At 71.8% G+C, this 15152-nt stretch carries 14 protein-coding genes; 9 read left to right on the forward strand and 5 right to left on the reverse strand.

Features of this window, described 5'->3' with window-relative positions; genetic code table 11:
* The first annotated feature begins 16 nt into the window (after positions 1-16).
* A complete protein-coding gene (locus JEQ17_RS06045) occupies positions 17-547 on the forward strand; it encodes a hypothetical protein (protein WP_200394234.1) in 531 nt (176 codons plus the stop codon).
* A gap of 37 nt (positions 548-584) precedes the next feature.
* Here the strand turns inward: JEQ17_RS06045 and JEQ17_RS06050 are convergent, their stop codons facing one another.
* A complete protein-coding gene (locus tag JEQ17_RS06050; RefSeq protein ID WP_200394235.1) occupies positions 585-1445 on the reverse strand; it encodes an ABC transporter permease in 861 nt (286 codons plus the stop codon).
* Positions 1442-2350: an ATP-binding cassette domain-containing protein gene (locus JEQ17_RS06055; protein WP_200394236.1), complete on the reverse strand. Its 909-nt coding sequence runs from the start codon at positions 2348-2350 to the stop codon at positions 1442-1444. Before JEQ17_RS06055 ends, JEQ17_RS06050 begins: the two co-directional genes overlap by 4 nt.
* Before the next feature lie 133 nt (positions 2351-2483).
* Here JEQ17_RS06055 and JEQ17_RS06060 point away from each other — a divergent pair, with 133 nt between their 5' ends.
* Together JEQ17_RS06060 and JEQ17_RS06065 are read left to right on the forward strand one after the other, a co-directional pair.
* Positions 2484-3701, forward strand: a complete 1218-nt coding sequence (locus tag JEQ17_RS06060; protein WP_200394237.1) for a sensor histidine kinase — start codon at positions 2484-2486, stop codon at positions 3699-3701.
* On the forward strand, positions 3698-4357 hold the full coding sequence (locus tag JEQ17_RS06065; protein WP_200394238.1) for a response regulator: 660 nt from the start codon (positions 3698-3700) through the stop codon (positions 4355-4357). Before JEQ17_RS06060 ends, JEQ17_RS06065 begins: the two co-directional genes overlap by 4 nt.
* On the opposite strand, the gene JEQ17_RS06070 is transcribed toward JEQ17_RS06065, so the two are convergent.
* The 3 genes from JEQ17_RS06070 to JEQ17_RS06080 form a co-directional block, all read right to left on the reverse strand.
* A complete protein-coding gene (locus JEQ17_RS06070) occupies positions 4347-5339 on the reverse strand; it encodes an alpha/beta fold hydrolase (protein WP_200394239.1) in 993 nt (330 codons plus the stop codon). The two genes, JEQ17_RS06065 and JEQ17_RS06070, sit on opposite strands and share 11 nt — an antisense overlap.
* Before the next feature lie 172 nt (positions 5340-5511).
* On the reverse strand, positions 5512-6294 hold the full coding sequence (locus JEQ17_RS06075) for a hypothetical protein (RefSeq protein WP_200394240.1): 783 nt from the start codon (positions 6292-6294) through the stop codon (positions 5512-5514).
* Positions 6291-6854, reverse strand: coding sequence for an RNA polymerase sigma factor (locus JEQ17_RS06080; RefSeq protein ID WP_200394241.1), 564 nt, complete (start codon positions 6852-6854; stop codon positions 6291-6293). The genes JEQ17_RS06075 and JEQ17_RS06080 overlap by 4 nt, the downstream gene beginning before the upstream one ends.
* Positions 6855-7175: 321 nt before the next feature.
* On the opposite strand from JEQ17_RS06080, the gene JEQ17_RS06085 reads away from it, so the two are divergent.
* From JEQ17_RS06085 to JEQ17_RS06110, 6 genes are all read left to right on the forward strand, one after another.
* A complete protein-coding gene (locus JEQ17_RS06085; protein WP_200394242.1) occupies positions 7176-8585 on the forward strand; it encodes a S1 family peptidase in 1410 nt (469 codons plus the stop codon).
* 136 nt (positions 8586-8721) lie between these two features.
* Positions 8722-11493: a helix-turn-helix transcriptional regulator gene (locus JEQ17_RS06090; protein ID WP_234048100.1), complete on the forward strand. Its 2772-nt coding sequence runs from the start codon at positions 8722-8724 to the stop codon at positions 11491-11493.
* Between the two features lie 98 nt (positions 11494-11591).
* Positions 11592-12416 carry an alpha/beta fold hydrolase gene (locus JEQ17_RS06095; protein WP_200394243.1) on the forward strand — a complete coding sequence of 275 codons (825 nt, stop codon included), beginning with the start codon at positions 11592-11594 and terminating at the stop codon, positions 12414-12416.
* A 143-nt stretch (positions 12417-12559) separates the two neighbouring features.
* A complete protein-coding gene (locus JEQ17_RS06100) occupies positions 12560-13414 on the forward strand; it encodes an alpha/beta fold hydrolase (protein WP_200394244.1) in 855 nt (284 codons plus the stop codon).
* Between the two features lie 19 nt (positions 13415-13433).
* Positions 13434-14231 (forward strand): alpha/beta hydrolase, encoded by a 798-nt coding sequence (locus JEQ17_RS06105; protein ID WP_200394245.1) that lies wholly within the window; start codon positions 13434-13436, stop codon positions 14229-14231.
* 125 nt (positions 14232-14356) lie between these two features.
* A complete protein-coding gene (locus tag JEQ17_RS06110) occupies positions 14357-15148 on the forward strand; it encodes an MBL fold metallo-hydrolase (protein ID WP_200394246.1) in 792 nt (263 codons plus the stop codon).
* Positions 15149-15152 lie beyond the last annotated feature (4 nt).

A 15152-nucleotide genomic window follows, 5' to 3' on the forward strand; every position in this document is an offset into this window, starting at 1 on the left:
TGAGGATCTCTTCGACATGGGGGACAGCACACTGTGGGTGGCCGCGCTGACGGCCGGGACCGCCGTGCTCGCGAGCTGGGTGACCAGCCGCGGCACCTACCGGGCCGCCCGCATCCAGGCGGACGCCGCCGCCGCGACCGTACAGGCGGACCGGCTCCGGGCGACCCGGCGATCGGCGTACGTGGACGTCATCGAGCAGGCCCAGCGCATGGGAGACCTCTACTGGAAGGTCACCGACGCCGATCGGATCCAGGACCCGGTCGAGCGGCTCGCCGCCCTCAGGGATCTGCGGATACGGCTTCAGGGCGAGTACGCCGTGCTGCGTCAGCGGGTCTGGGTGGTGGACCTGGAAGGGTCGGCGGAGGCCGCCGCGGCCGCGGACCGGCTCCGCCTCGCGACCGGCGACAACTGGCGGGCGCTCCGCGCGATGATCGAGGGCGAGGAGGGGGCGGGACAGCGGTTCGACGACTGCTACCGCCCGTTCTGGGAGTCGGTCGTGACCTTCGTCGGCCTCGCTCGCACCGCCCTGCACGAGGCACGTACATAAGGACGGCGCACATGTGGTGATCCGCGTGTCCTGACGGTCATTGGTCGCGGCGCTGCACCGAGGTCACCGCGACAGCGGCGGCGACCAGGGCCCAGACCGCGTAGACGGTCCAGGCGCCGGTGAGCGTCCAGGGGTACGCGACCCCCTGCTGGTCGACGTCGGCCAGGCGGATCCACGCGCCGGTCGGCAGGGCGTGGTCGGCGACGGCCGCCCAGTGGCGGTCGGCGCTGAAGACCAGGGGCAGCACCAGGAGGATCACCACGTTGGCGGTCATGGTGGCCGCGCTGTGCCTGATGAGGGTGCCGAGGGCCAGACCGAGGAGCGCGGACACCGGCGCCAGGAGCGCGGACGCCACGACGACGCGCAGCGCGCCGGGGTGGTCGATCGGGACTCCGATGTGCCGGCCGGACAGGACGGCCTGGGTCAGTCCGAACGAGGCCGCCGCGACGACCGCGCCGAACACGGTCGTGACGGCCGTGATCACACACACCTTCGCCGCCATCACCGAACGCCGGGCCGGGACGACCGTGAATGTCGTGCGGATCATCCCGGTCCTGTACTCCCCCACGATCGCCGTGGCGCCGATGGCGCTGAGGGCGAGCATGAGGATCATGGCGGCGTTGGCGGTGAAGGCGATCGACAGCGGGATCCCGTCCCGGACGAAGTCGGCCCGGGAACCCGCGTCCCGCGCCGTCCAGTAGCGGTACGTGTCCCAGGCGGCCCCCACGTTGAACCCGATGACCGCCAGGGCGCCGATCACGAACGCCCAGGTGTTGGAGCGCAGCGACCACAGCTTGATCCACTCGGCGGCGACGAGGTCACGGAACCGGGCGCGGGGTTCGGTGACCCGAGCAGGAGCGAGCGTGGCCGTGACCGTGGCCTTGTCGATGGTGGTCATCGGGCTTCTCCCGCGAGGTATTCGACGCTGTCGGCGGTCAGTTCCATGAATGCCTCCTCCAAAGAGGCGGTCCTGGTGGTGAGTTCGCGCAGCAGCACCCGGTGCCGGAGTGCGATTTCACCGATCCGGTCCGCGTCCAGGCCGGTCACCGTCAGTGTGTCGGCGTCCCGGCGCACTTCCGCTCCCGCCCCGGTGAGCAGCGCCGTCAGCGCCGCGGTGTCCGGCGTCCGCACGGTCACGGTCGGGCGGGTGCCGCGGGCCGCGAACTCCGTGAGGCTCTCGGCGGCGATGAGCGCGCCGCGGCCGATGACGACGAGTCGGTCGGCGGTGTTCTCCATCTCGGACATCAGATGGCTGGAGACCAGCACGGTCCGGCCCTCGGCGGCCAGCCGGTGGAACAGGCCGCGGAGCCACTTCACCCCCTCCGGGTCCAGCCCGTTGAGGGGCTCGTCGAACAGCAGCACGGGTGGGTCACCGAGCAGCGCGGCCGCGATGCCGAGCCGCTGTTTCATCCCGAGCGAGAAACCGCCGATCCGGCGCCGCCGCGCGCCCGCGAGACCGACCTCCTCCAGCACCGCGTCCACCCGGCGGCGCGGGATGCGGTTGGAGCGGGCCAGCACGGTCAGATGCGCCAGGGCGCTGCGGCCGCCGTGCACCTCGTGGGCGTCGAGCAGCGCGCCGACATGGCGCAGGCCGCGCGGGCGGTCCCGGAAGCGGCGTCCGTCGACGGTGACGGATCCGCCGGTGGGATCGTTCAGGCCGAGGACGAGTCGCAGGGTGGTGCTCTTCCCGGCGCCGTTCGGGCCGAGGAACCCGGTGACATGTCCGGGCCGCACCGTGAAACTCAGATGGTCGACGGCGGTGGTGCCGCCGTATCGCTTCGTCAGTTCGTTGACTTCGATCACGGGTCCAACGGTCCCCGGGAGCACGGCGGTTCGGCATCGGACCGGCGCCGACAATCGCGTGGAGCGGGTGTCGACCACAGGTGTACACCCACGGTCCGATGCCCTGCGCGGATCGCGTCGTTACGATCGGCGTATGCCCGCCACACCGCGTCTTCCGCTGCTCAAGCGCATCCCGCCGGGCGTCTGGACGGCGGTGATCTGGTGCGCGGGTCTGGCGCTCACCCTGCTCATGCGTTTCCGGTTGCCCGGCCAGGAGGAGGCGGACGCCTATCGCACCGTTCTCATCAGTGGCACCAAGTGGGAGGGCTGGGCACTCCTGGCGCTCGGCACCGCCCTGACGCTGGGCGGCGGTGCCCTGCTGCGCCGTCGGCCGCTGTGGGCCCTGACGCTGATGCTCGCCGGTTCGATCGGCGGGACGAGCGCGCTGAGCGTGGACGCGATACCCCCGCTGCAGTTCCTGGCGGTCGATCTCACGCTGTACTTCGTCGCGGCGGCCCGTTCCCGCCGGACCGGGGTCGTCGCCGTCTCCATGGCGCTTGTCACACTCGCGGGATTCCTGGCCGTCCGGGTGCTGAGCGGATGGGGCATCGGAACCACGACCGAGCTGATCGTGGCCCTCATGTCGGTCATCGCCTGGCTCATCGGCGACTCGATGCACCAGTCCCGGGTGCACGCCGAGCAGGTGCGCGCCCAGGCGGCGGCCCAGGCCGTCACCGCCGAACGGCTGCGGATCGCAAGGGAGTTGCACGACATGGTGGCCCACACCATCGGCATCGTCGCCCTCCAGGCCGGTGCCGCGCGGCGGGTCATCGACACCCGGCCCGAGCTGGCGAGGGAGGCCCTCGGAGAGGTCGAGAACGCGAGCCGCGAGACGCTGTCAGGCCTGCGCCGGATGCTGGGCGCGCTCCGCCGGGCCGAACCGGGCGGGGCCCCCGAGGCGACTCCGTTCGATCCCTCCCCCGCTCCCGGTCTGGCCGACATCGACCGCCTCGCCGAGCGGACGACGGCCGCGGGCGTCCGCGTCGAGGTCCGCTGGCAGGGCGAACGGCAGGCACTGCCCCCGGAGATCGGCATGTCCGCGTACCGGATCGTGCAGGAGGCCGTCACCAATGTCGTACGCCACGCCGGTGCCCGCTCCTGCCGGGTGACCGTCGACTGCCGGGACGAGGAGCTGGCCATCGAGGTCGTCGACAGCGGGAACGGCCCCGGGCGTGCCGCGGCGACCGGCTACGGGCTGCTCGGCATGCGCGAGCGGGTCGGCCTGCTGCACGGGGAGTTCTCGGCCGCGCCGCGCCCCGAGGGCGGATTCCGGGTGGCGGCGCGGCTGCCCGTACCGGCGGGTGTGCGATGACGGTCCGGGTCGTCCTGGCCGACGACCAGCCTCTCGTCCGCGCGGCCCTGCGCATGGTGATCGGCGAGGCCACCGGCATGGAGGTCGTCGGCGAGGCCGGCACCGGAGCCGAAGCGGTTGCCCTGGCCGGGGCCGAGCACCCCGACGTCGTGGTGATGGACATCCGCATGCCCGGCATGGACGGCATCGAGGCCACCCGCCTGATCGCCGAGGGAACCGGCGGGACCCAGGTCATCATGCTGACGACCTTCGACGATGACGACTATCTGTACGGGGCGCTGCGCGCGGGTGCGGCCGGATTCCTCGTCAAGGACATGGCCCTGGACGACATCCTCGACGCGATCCGGGTCGTCGCCACGGGGGACGGGCTGCTCGCGCCGAGTGTGACACGCCGTCTCATCAGGGAGTTCGCGGAGCGCCCCGTGTCCGCCGCACCCGCCGTCCGCACGGCTCTGGGCATCACCGACCGCGAGCGCGAGGTGCTCACCCTCATCGGGAACGGGCTGTCCAACACCGAGATCGCCGCGCGGCTGTCCATCAGCGTCGCCACCGCGAAGACGTATGTGACCCGGCTGCTCGCCAAACTGGACGCCCGGGACCGGGTGCGGCTCGTCATCATCGCGTACGAGGCGGGGCTGGTCGCGGCTACGCGTTGAGGGAACGCAGCCAGGTGGTCAGCAGCCGGTTGACCTCCTCGGGGCGCTCCTGCTGCACCCAGTGGCCGCAGCCCTCGACGAGGTGCGAGGACACCAGCCCGGGAAGTGTGGTGGGGAACGCCTCGATGGCACTGGCCAACCAGGCGATGGAGGCGTCGAGTCGCCCCGCCACGAAGAGCGACGGCTGGGTGATCGGGGCGCCGTCCCACTCGGCGAGGTCCTCCCAGTCCTGGTCCATGCTGCGGTAGCGGTTGAGCGCGCCGGTGAATCCGGTGCGCTCGAACTCGCCCACGCAGAAGTCGAGTTCGTCGTCCGAGAGCCAGGACGGCCGGTCCTTCACGAACCGGTCGGAGAGCTTGCCGCCCTTCGGGACGAAGAAGACGCCGGCCTCGCCCGACTCGGGCATGGTGTCCGCGGACAGCGTGGCGTAGAAGCCCGTCAGCCACGCCCGTACGTCCGGCTCGATCTCCGACTCGGCCCGGCCGGGCTCCTGGAAGTAGCGGACGTAGAACTCCTCGTCCCCGCCGATCATGGCGAAGGCGTCGGACGGGCGCATCCCACCACGCGGCGCGTACGGCACTCCGAGCAGTCCCACCGCGGAGAAGACATCGGGCCTGAGCAGCGCGGAGTCGGCGGCGATGGTCGAGCCCCAGTCGTGGCCGACGATCACTGCGGTCTCCTCGCCGAGGGCGCGGACGACGGCGACGTTGTCCTCGACGTGCGCGCCGATGCGGTACGCCTCGACGGCGTCGGGCACCGACGAGCGCCCGTAGCCGCGTACGTCGATGGCGACTGCGCGGTAACCCGCCTCGGCGAGTGCGGGGAGCTGGTGGCGCCACGAGTACCAGAGCTCGGGAAAGCCGTGGACCAGCAGGACAAGGGGGCCGGTGCCCTGTTCCACGAGGTGGATACGGCCACCGGGGACGTCCACCAGCCGATGCTGGGCGCCCGCGGGGGTGAACGGGTCTGCGGCCTGCGACATGGGTCCTCCTCGGACTGGGATGTACTGCTACCGATCATTGCTCCGCTCCCTGGAGGGGGCGAGGGACGTTGCCGTTTCGGCAACAACGCCCGGAGGGGGCACACCACCCCCGTGGATGTGCCCCCTCCGATGCGCCCCCTCGGACTCGCCCCCTAAATGCGCCCCTCAGCGGTCAGCGGTACGAGTGCTCGGTCGCGACTACCTTCCCCTCCGCGTCCAGTGCCTCGGTCTTGTAGGCCGCCCAGTCCCAGTTGCTCCGTTCGTGGTGGGGCAGGAACGTCAGGAAGTAGTGGCGCGCGTCGGCCTCGACCGGTCCCACGACCCCGCCGTCCTCGAACGTCACCCGGACACTCACCGCCGAGTCGGGCACCCTGCCGTAGAGCGCGGTCCAGTCGTCCACGGCGGTCGTGTTGGCCTCGGCCCAGACCGCCGGCGGGTCGTAGCTCTCACCGCCCCGGAAGCAGCTCGACTCGCCGTCGGACCCGCCGCTCTTCGCGTCGATGACTCGCAGATACGCGCACTGACCGCCGGACGGGTTGGGCGCCTGCCAGTACTCCAGCAGATCGCCGTTCGGTGCCTTGCCCTGGAACAGTTTTCGGGCGTTGGCGATGTCGGCCTCCAGACCCTCGGCGCCAGGTCCGTGGCCCGCACGGTTCAGCCCCCAGATCACGTTGTCCGGGATGATCCCCGACGCCTGCGCGGCGAGTCCCGCCCCCGCCAGAGCCGCAACCGTGGCGACCGCGACCACCCAGCCACGCCTGCGCCGCGGCCGGTATGCGTCGGCCCGGCGCCACCTGCTCGGGCGCGGATCCGTGGCGAGCACCCGGGCCAGGACCATCCGGTCCGCCTCACCCGTCACCACCCGGTCGGCCAACGGGTCGGCCAACGGGTCGGCGGGGCCCATCAGTTGACGTACCCGGGCCTCCGTCTCAGCCGTCTCCTCACGTGCCCTCATGTCCGCCTCCCCTTCAGCCGCAGACCAGTACCCAACTCCCCCAGCTCCCCGTCCAGTTCACGGAGCCGCCCCCGCGGCTCCTCCTGCTCCGTACGTGCCAGCGCGCTCTCCAGCCGTCGGCGTGCCCGGTGCAGCCGTACGGCGAAGGCCCGTGCCGAGCAGCCGACGACGAGCGCCGCCTGCTGGGTGTCCAGGCCTTCCCAGCCGACCAGTTGAAGCGCCTCCCGGTCGCGCTCCGAGAGCGTGCCGAGGGCCTCGCGCAGATGCAGGCCGGTGACCACTCCCTCGGCGTGGTCGGGCGCGGCCGGCGCCACCGGTGTCGTACGCCGCAGCCGGGCGCTCAGCCTGCCCCCGCGTCTGAGGCCGCGCTGCTCGTTGGCCAGGACGTTTCGCGCCACGCCGTACAGCCAGGGCAGCGACTCCTCCGGCGTGTCCGGGACCTTGTCCAGGCGTCGCCAGGCGACGACGAAGGTCTCGGAGGCGATGTCCTTGGCCGTCTCCGCGTCGCCCGCCCGCCGTTCGGCGAAGCGCAGCACCTGCCGGTAGTGCGCCTCGAACAAGGCGCTGAGCCTGGCTTCGTTCGTCCCTTCGGAAGGTGTCCCTTCAGTAGGTGTCCGTTCGGAAGGCGTCTCTTCGGAAGGGTCTCCGTCTCCCGGCACACCCGTCTCCCTTCATCCCCCGCAGTGTTGCCGACTGTCCGTCGCACCTACCTATGTCCGGCGGGACGGCCGGGGTTACAGGCGAGTTCACGCCGACTGACGAACACTCGGCCGGGCCGGTGAACCAGACCGAGGGGAGGCACGTACTGAAGGAGGGCGTTCAGCTCACGGGAACGCCCACAGCAGTGACGCTGGGTCAGGACAGTCGCACGGGAGCCGTGGATGAGGCATGCACGACGGAACGTTCAGCGGATCGCACGGTTCGCCGCAATCGGCGGACTGGTGTGCGGGGGGCTGATGGTCTCGCATGCCGTGGCGAGCGAGACGCCGAACGATCCGAAGGCGCCGAACGCCGAGACGCGGGCCGCCCGGACCGGCCAGGAACTGGTCGCCGAGCTGGGCACCTCGCGTACGGCGGGCAGTTGGATCGACGCGAAGGGGCGCCCGGTCGTCGCGGTGACCGACGAGGAGGCGGCGGCCGACGTACGTGGCGCGGGTGCCGTCCCCAAGGTCGTCCGCTACGCCATGAAGGATCTGCGCTCCGCCACCGACACCCTCAAGGACGCGCCCAAGGTGGCAGGAACCTCATGGGCGATGGACTACGCCTCCAACCAGGTGGTGGTCCGGGCCGACACCACCGTCTCCGCCGCCGAGTGGGACCGGCTGGCCAAGGTCGCCGAGAGCCTCGGCAAGTCCGTACGGATGGAGCGCACGGAGGGTACGTTCACCCCGCGGGTGAACGGTGCCTCGCCGCTCTTCGCCAGCGCCGGGCGCTGTTCGGCGGGCTTCAACGTGACCAACGGACAGGCCAACTTCATTCTCACGGCGGGGCACTGCGGTCCGGTGGGCACGACATGGTTCTCGGACCAGCAGGGCAGCCAGCAGGTCGGGGCGACCGTGTCCGGCTCGTTCCCCGGCGGTGACTTCTCGCTCGTGCAGTACAGCCCCGGTGTGGATCTCAGCGGCGCCGACCTCGTGGCCGTCGGCAACGGCGAGGGCATCCGGATCGTGGGAGCGGCCGACGCCGCCGTCGGACAGAAGGTGTTCCGCAGCGGCAGCACGACCGGCCTCCAGTCCGGCGAGGTGACCGGACTGAACGCCACCGTGAACTACCCGCAGGGCACGGTCACCGGACTCATCGAGACCACGGTGTGCGCCGAACCGGGCGACAGCGGCGGCCCGATGTTCGCCGACGGACTGGCCATGGGTGTCACCTCCGGCGGCAACGGGGACTGCCAGAGCGGCGGTACGACGTTCTTCCAGCCGGTCACCAAGGCGCTGGACTCGCTCGGTGTGAAGCTGGTGACCGAACCCGGGTCGGGTCAGGCGGCGCCCTCCTCCGGGAGCACGGGCAGCGCCAACAACGGCGCGGGCGCGGCGGCTCCTCCCGGCACGTCCTCGACCGCTCCCGGCGGCGCGGTCCTGCCCGGCGGGTCGGGACCGGTGGACACGGTGCCCGACGGTGAGACCGACAGCCTGGCCTCCGCGCTGGAGCGGGTCGCCGACTTCAGGAGCCTGGGCCCCGGACTGTTCGTCATCGCGGGCAGCCTGATCGCCCTGGTGGCCCTCCGAATCCGCTCGGAACGCGGACGCAGGCGCTACCGCAACCAGTACTCGCAGAGCTGGGGCTGACGGCAGCCCACGGCCCGCGCCGAGGGACAGGATCACCGTGCGGCCCGGCCGAGATCCGTCATCGCCGGAACCGGGTATTTGTGCCGGTTCACACAACTGAAACAGTCGATAGTGCCCATTGTCGTCCATCGTGGCCGTGGCGCTGGTTCAATCGTTCGACATGACCCTCAAGGGGCGAGCCCAGGAACGCGACCAACTCGACCGACTCGTACGGGAGTTGCGCGAAGGACTCAGCGGTGTGGTGGTACTGCGGGGCGACGCCGGCATCGGCAAGACCGTCCTGCTGGAGCACGCGGTGACCGAGGCCGCCGAGCTACGGGTGCTGCGCGTCGTGGGTGTGGAGGCGGAGTCCGGCTTCCCGTTCGCCGCGCTGCACCGGCTGCTCGTCCCCCTGCTCGACGGGATCAAGGAGCCCGGCGTGCTCCCCGCGGCTCAGCACACGGCACTGCGGGTGGCCTGCGGACTGGCCGACGGCCCGCCCCCGGACGGGTTCCTGGTGGGGCACGCGACGCTCACCCTGCTCGCCGAGACCGCGAAACGGCGGCCGGTACTGGCTCTCGTCGACGACGCGCAGTGGCTCGACGAGGAGTCCCTGGGCGTGCTCGCCTTCGTGGGCCGCCGGGTGCACGCGGAGGGTGTCGGCCTGCTGTTCGCCGCACGGACCGGATTCGACATACCCGCGGGCCTGCCCGTCACCGAAGTCACCGGCCTGGAGGAGCCGTTCGCGCTGGAGCTGCTGCGGGAGGCCGTGGCCGGACAGCTCGACGCCCGGGTCGCGGCGCGGATCGTGACGGCGACCGCCGGAAATCCCCTCGCCCTGGCCGATCTCGGGCAGGAGCTGTCCGCCCACCAGCTCTCAGGCTCTCTCGCGCTGCCCGAACCCCTGCCGGTGGGCGGCACGTTGGAGGCGCACTACCTGCGCCGGGTCGGTGAGTTGCCGGAGCCCACGCGGAACTGGCTGCTGCTCCTGTCGGCCGAACCGGGCGGCGACCTCGGATACGTCACGGACGCGGCGCGGCTCCTCGGTGTCGACGCCGACGCCTGCGGACCGGCCGAAATGGCGGGCCTCGTGGTGCTGCGCGCCACCGCCGGGTTCCGGCATCCGCTGGTGCGGTCGGCGGTGTACGCCGGCGCCACCAGCGTCGAGCGGCGTCGCGCGCATCGGGCGCTGGCCGAGGTCACCGACCGCCCGGCGGACACCGACCGGCGGGCCTGGCACCTCGCGGCGGCCGCGATCGGCCCGGACGAGACCGTCGCCGCCGAGGTGGAGCGGGCGGCGGACCGGGCCGGCGCCCGCGGCGGCTACGCGGCGCGTGCCACCTTCCTCACCCGGGCCACCGAGCTGACCCCGGACGGCGACGTCCGTGCCGGGCGGCTGCTCGCGGCGGCCGAGGCCGCGCTCCGCGCCGGGGCACCGCTGCAGGCGGAGTCGCTGCTCGACTCGATCGACGTCGGGCTGCTCGGCGAGGTGGGCCGGGGCCGCGCTCTGCTGGTCCGGGCCCACGCGGTCATCCTGCTGGGTGACGCCGGTGCGTTCGCCACCGCCCCGGCGCTGTGTCTGCTCGCCGCGCGGGCCCTCGCCGAAGGGGCACCGGATCTCGCCCGGGAGGCCCTGCTGAGGGCGGTCGACCGTGCCATCACAGCCGAGCACCTCATCCGGGACACGACGGTGGCCGAGATCGCCCGGGCCATCGACGAACTGCTGCCCCGCGACAGGCCCGCGCACGGCGTCGACCTCGTGCTGCGCGCGTTCTCCGTCCTGGTCACCGACGGCTACGAACGCGCGGTGCCCCACATGCGCAGGGCCCACGCGGTGCTGGTGGACCCGCGGACGTCGGACGAGTCGGTGCTGCGGGCCTATCTGCCCACCGTCACGCTCTCGATGATGCTGTGGGACGAACAGGCGCAGAGCGCGGTCATGGAGCGCGCCGCGGACGTGGCCCGCAGGACGGGCGCCCTGCTGCAACTGGACAACGCCCTGTACTGCTGGGTGATGCACGAGACCATCCTCGGCCAGTTGGCGACGGCCGACGACGTGCAGGCCCAGGGAACCCTGATCCGCACGGCGATCGGGGCCACCGACGACATGTGGGCGCTCTACCGGCATCCCGAACTGGTCGCCTGGCGCGCCGAGTCCGAGAACCTGGAAGCCGTCCTGCGCGGATCGATGGAGGCCGGCACCTGGCTGGGCAACGGCGCGGTCGAGTCCATCGCCCGCATCGGCATGGTGATCGTGGCTCTCGGCAGCGGTGACTACGCCCGGGCCCGCGCCATCACCCACGAGCTGATCGAGCACGACCTGATCGGGTACCACTCCCGGCTGCTCCCAGGGCTGGTCGAGGCCTCCATCCGCTGCGGCGACCGCGTCCTCGCCACGGCGACACTGCGCACCCTCACGTCCAGGGCTACGGCGACCGGCACCCCCTGGGCCCTGGGTCTGCTGGCGCGCTCGCGTGCCCTGCTCGCCCCCGCCGCCGACGCCGAGCCGCTGTACCGCGAGGCGATCGACCTGCTGTCGAGGACGCGGGCCCGCTCCGATCTCGCCGTCGCCCATCTGCTGTACGGGGAGTGGCTGCGCCGCCGCAAGCGTCGTAAGGACGCCCGTGAGCAACTGCGCACGGCCGTCGCGATGTTCGACACCATGCGTGCCATGGGCTACGCCGCCCGCGCCGCCCAGGAACTCGCCGCCACGGGCGAGCACCCCCACCGCGGTCCGGCCGGCACGACCGACTCGCTGACCCCGCAGGAGCTCACGATCGCCCGTCTCGCCGGCTCGGGCGCGACCAACGCCGAGATCGCCGCCCAGTTGTTCATCAGCGCGAGCACCGTCGACTACCACCTCAGGAAGATCTTCCGGAAGCTCGACGTCACCTCCCGGCGCCAACTCGCCCGCACCCCGGACCTCTGAACCGGTTCACGACTACGCGCTCCACGGGATTCGGGGACGACCTGCCCCGCCCGACGATCGGGAGGTCGGAACGAACCCACAGACGGGAGCATCCCCCCATGCCGTACGTGACCGCCTCCGACGGGGCACAGATCCACTACAAGGACTGGGGACAGGGCCGCCCGGTCGTTCTCAGCCACGGATGGCCCCTGAACGCGGACAGCTGGGAGGCGCAGCAGCTGTTCCTCGCCTCGAACGGCTTCCGCGCCATCGCGCACGACCGGCGTGGCCACGGCCGCTCCAGCCAGACCTGGCTCGGCAACGAGATGAACACGTACGCCGACGACCTGGCCACGCTCATCGACACGCTCGATCTGCGGGACGCGACGCTCGTCGGATTCTCCACCGGCGGCGGCGAGGTGGCCCGTTATGTCGGCCGGCACGGCACCGCCCGACTCGCCCAGCTCGTGCTCGTCTCCGCCGTACCGCCGTTCATGCTCAAGACCGACGACAACCCGGGCGGAGTGCCGGTCGAGGTGTTCGACGCGATCCGCGCCGGTTCGGTCGCCGACCGCTCGCAGCTCTACCGCGACCTGGCCGACGGGCCGTTCTTCGGCGGCAACCGGCCCGGCGCCGCCCCGTCCCAGGGCATCCGCGACGCGTTCTGGCGCCAGGGGCTCCAGGCCGGACACCGGAACGCGTACGAGTGCGTCGCGGCCTTCTCCGCCACCGACTTCCGTGCCGACCTGGACGCCTTCGACGTACCCACGCTCGTCATCCACGGCGACGACGACCAGGTCGTGCCGTTCGAAGTGGGCGGCAAGGCCTCCGCGGCCCGGATCAAGAACGCCTCGCTCAAGGTCTATCCGGGCGCGCCGCACGGCATCACCGACACCCACAAGGAACAACTCAACGCCGATCTGCTGGAGTTCCTCAACTCCTGAGGGCTTCCTGACGACTTCCTGAGGAACCTCGCAGGCACCCGTGCGGCGCAACTCACGTACCGATAGGGCACTTTGAGGCACGCCCGAAGCTCCGTCCGCATGCCCTGCCACCGACATGCCCCGACCCAGAAGGAGCTCATCACATGACGTCCGACCGTCACCCCCGCCGCCGCGTCCTCGGCGGCATGCTCGCGGCCGGCACCGGCGCGCTCGGCCTCGGCGGCGCGCTGCCCACCGCGTCGGCAGCCGGTGCCGGACCCGCGGCCGGCGGCGCCAGGCCGACCGTCGTCCTGGTCCACGGCGTGTTCGCCGACGCGTCCGGCTGGTACAGGACCATGGCCGGACTGCAGGACGCCGGTTTCCCGGTCATCGCCGCCGCGAACCCTCTGCGCACCCTGGCCGGGGACTCCGCGTACGTCTCCAGCATCGTCGACACGATCCCCGGCCCGGTCATCCTGGTCGGCCACTCCTACGGTGGCGAGGTCGTCACCAACGCCGGGCGCGGCCACGCGAACGTCAAGGCGCTGGTGTACGTGGCCGCGTTCGCCCCCGACGAGGGCGAGAGCGCGCTGCAGCTGGCTGAGCAGTTCCCCGGCAGTGAGCTGCCCGGCGCCCTGGTGACCCGCCCGTTCCCACTGCCCGCCGACGCGCCCGCCGATGATCCCGGGCTCGACGGCTACATCGACCCGGCGAAGTTCCGTGAGGTCTTCGCTGGCGATCTGCCGCGCTCCGAGACCCGGCTGATGGCGGCCGCCCAACGCCCGGGCAGCGTCGGCGGTCTGGCGGGCAAGAGCGGCGTACCGGCCTGGAGATCGCTGCCGTCCTGGTATGTCATCCCGACCGCCGACAAGGTCATCCCGCCCGCCGTGCAGCGCTTCATGGCACAGCGCGCCGGGAGCAGGGTCGTCGAGGTCAAGGGGGCCTCGCACGTCGTGATGATGTCCCGCCCGGCCGTCGTCGTCCGCCAGATCCTGGCCGCCCACCACGCAACCCGCTGACCTCCCGGAAGGAAAGCCCATGAGCAAGCCGGACACCATCGTCCTGATCCACGGCTTCTGGGTCACGCCCCGCAGCTGGGAACACTGGATCGACCGCTACGAGAAGCAGGGCTACCGCGTGATCGCGCCCGCCTACCCCGGGTTCGAGGCGGAGGTCGAGGCGCTCAACGCCGACCCTGCGCCGATCGAGGCGATCACCGCGCCCCGGATCGTCGAGAGCCTCGCCACCGTGATCCGCGGACTCGACCGGCCGCCCGTCCTGATCGGCCACTCCGCCGGCGGGGCCTTCACCCAGGTCCTGCTCGACCACGGCTTCGGCGCGGCGGGCGTCGCCATCAACTCCGCGCCCACCGAGGGCGTACGGGTGATCCCGCCGAGCCAGGTGAAGTCCACGTTCCCCGTACTCAAGAACCCGGCCAACCACCACAAGGCGGTCGGACTCACCTTCGAGCAGTGGCACTACGCGTTCACCAACACGTTCCCCGAGGAGGAGTCCCGCGCGCTGTACGAGCGGTACGCGATCCCCGCCTCGGGCCGCATCCTGTGGAACAGCGTGCTGGCCAATCTCCAGCCCGGCCACCAGGACATCTGGGTCAACTACCACAACGACGACCGGGCCCCGCTGCTGTTCCTCTCCGGCGAGGAGGACCATCTGATGCCGCCGAAGGTGCAGCAGTCCAACGCCAAGCACTACAAGTCGAAGACCGTCACCGAGCTCAAGGTGTATCCGGGACAGCCGCACCTCATGCCGGCCTCGCCCGGCTGGGAGGAGATCGCCGACCACGCCCTGTCCTGGGCCGTGGAGCACGCCAAGTAGCGCAGCCGGCGCGCCCGGGGCGACCGCGCAGGCCGCGCAGGCCGCCCCGGGCCACTGGTAGCGACCGGTAGCGACCGGAACGGGATCGGAAGGGATCACCGCATGCCGTCGGAGGGGGTCACCGCATGACCGAGGTCCGTGTCACGCACATCGGGGGTCCGACCACGCTGATCGAGGCCGACGGCTGGCGGTTGCTGACCGACCCGACGTTCGATCCGCCGGGCGGCCGCTACGCGTTCGGCTGGGGCACCTCCTCCCGCAAGCTGGCGGGCCCCGCCCTCGCCGTCGCGGACCTGCCGCCGATCGACGCCGTCCTGCTCACCCACGACCACCACGGCGACAACCTGGACACGGCGGGGCGTGCCCTGCTGCCGGGCGTCGGCACCGTACTGACCACGCAGTCCGGAGCGGGCAGGCTCGGTGGCAACGCGCGGGGTCTTGCGGCCTGGACGAGCACGCGGCTGGAGGCGCCCGGCCGCCCGGCGATCGACGTCACGGCGACTCCGGCCCGCCATGGACCACCACTGTCCCGGCCGATCACCGGGGACGTCATCGGTTTCGCACTCCGCTGGGAGGGCCAGCGGCACGGCGTGCTGTGGATCTCCGGCGACACCGTCCTGTACGGGGGCGTACGGGAGGTGGCCCGCCGTCTGGACGTGGGAACCGCCCTGCTGCATCTGGGCAGCGTCCGTTTTCCGCTGACGGGTCCGGTCCGCTACTCGATGAACGCGGCGGGGGCCGTCGCTCTGTGCGGCGAGCTCCGGCCGCACACGGTCCTGCCCGTGCACTACGAGGGCTGGGGCCACTTCCAGGAGGGCCGAAGCGCCATAGAGGCGGAGCTTTCCGGTGCTCCGGCCGACATCCGCGACCGCTTCCGTTGGCTGCCCACCGGGAAGGGAACCGACGTCACCGTGTGAGGGA

This window comes from Streptomyces liliifuscus, assembly GCF_016598615.1.
Lineage (GTDB): Bacteria > Actinomycetota > Actinomycetes > Streptomycetales > Streptomycetaceae > Streptomyces > Streptomyces liliifuscus.

Coding starts and splice junctions, on each gene's coding strand:
- JEQ17_RS06045 (WP_200394234.1), top strand. CDS start 17: ATGGGGGACAGCACACTGTGGGTGGCCGCGCTGACGGCCGGGACCGCC.
- JEQ17_RS06050 (WP_200394235.1), bottom strand. CDS start 1,445: ATGACCACCATCGACAAGGCCACGGTCACGGCCACGCTCGCTCCTGCT.
- JEQ17_RS06060 (WP_200394237.1), top strand. CDS start 2,484: ATGCCCGCCACACCGCGTCTTCCGCTGCTCAAGCGCATCCCGCCGGGC.
- JEQ17_RS06065 (WP_200394238.1), top strand. CDS start 3,698: ATGACGGTCCGGGTCGTCCTGGCCGACGACCAGCCTCTCGTCCGCGCG.
- JEQ17_RS06070 (WP_200394239.1), bottom strand. CDS start 5,339: ATGTCGCAGGCCGCAGACCCGTTCACCCCCGCGGGCGCCCAGCATCGG.
- JEQ17_RS06075 (WP_200394240.1), bottom strand. CDS start 6,294: ATGAGGGCACGTGAGGAGACGGCTGAGACGGAGGCCCGGGTACGTCAA.
- JEQ17_RS06085 (WP_200394242.1), top strand. CDS start 7,176: ATGAGGCATGCACGACGGAACGTTCAGCGGATCGCACGGTTCGCCGCA.
- JEQ17_RS06095 (WP_200394243.1), top strand. CDS start 11,592: ATGCCGTACGTGACCGCCTCCGACGGGGCACAGATCCACTACAAGGAC.
- JEQ17_RS06100 (WP_200394244.1), top strand. CDS start 12,560: ATGACGTCCGACCGTCACCCCCGCCGCCGCGTCCTCGGCGGCATGCTC.
- JEQ17_RS06105 (WP_200394245.1), top strand. CDS start 13,434: ATGAGCAAGCCGGACACCATCGTCCTGATCCACGGCTTCTGGGTCACG.
- JEQ17_RS06110 (WP_200394246.1), top strand. CDS start 14,357: ATGACCGAGGTCCGTGTCACGCACATCGGGGGTCCGACCACGCTGATC.